General features: G+C 33.3%; 1 protein-coding gene. It reads right to left on the bottom strand.

Annotated elements, in window-relative coordinates; all coding sequences use genetic code 11:
• Positions 1–206: 206 nt before the first annotated feature.
• Positions 207–593 (bottom strand): hypothetical protein, encoded by a 387-nt coding sequence (locus tag ACSX1H_RS19460; protein WP_439185927.1) that lies wholly within the window; start codon positions 591–593, stop codon positions 207–209.
• Positions 594–780 lie beyond the last annotated feature (187 nt).

Here is a 780-nt window from a genome sequence, read left to right as displayed (position 1 = left end):
CTAACGGCCTGCCGCATGATGCGTAAAGGATTTTAACCTTACGAACTTATCAAATTGAGCAAAGCCAAAGCGCATATTTTGTTTTAAGTTTTCATTTTTCAAAGCCAAATCTGCGGTTTGGCGCTGGTTGCCGAAGCTACGAACCAACCAAATTACTCTTTACCCTTTATGCATTATAGCGGTTTGTTGGGCCTTCGTGATTAGTATTAGTTTTGTTCAATCTTAGTTCTAACAAATATTCTTTTCATAAAAGGTCTTGTATATGTATACATGACCAAAGCTGTCACAGTTGTTATTTGTGCAACATAGATAAAATAAAAATCTTGTTCCTGCTCACGAATACAATACTTGTAAGAATCAAATAAGTGAGTCAATAAATAAACTGGCAACAGGAAAATAAATGTATGTCTAGCTTTTTCATTAAGTCCAATTAAGCCAATCACATAGATACATATTATTAGTCCGATTGCTAAATCTAAAATGAAAACCGATAATGATACTCCTGCTGATAAAGTGCCAATTTTCTCATATTCTGCAGACATTATTGCCGTAAAATCGTATGGAAGAGATGTTAAGATTAACATTTCACTCATTGATAAACTGTACAAAAACAATAACATTATGGCCATATTTAGAATCTTTGGCGTCAAGTTTAACCTATCAGAGAGGTTCTTCTTAACTCCATAAAAGATTGTAAACACGAACAATAAGAGAACTAAGTTTTGCATATTAAATATTCATATTTTTTAGCGGTACTACTTATTTCATGAGGCCCAACGG

Origin of the sequence: Carboxylicivirga taeanensis (assembly GCF_051851475.1) — a bacterium.
Classification (GTDB): Bacteria; Bacteroidota; Bacteroidia; order Bacteroidales; family Marinilabiliaceae; genus Carboxylicivirga; species Carboxylicivirga taeanensis.
Note: the sequence above shows the minus strand (reverse complement) of the source record. Positions and strands in the feature narration are given on the sequence as shown.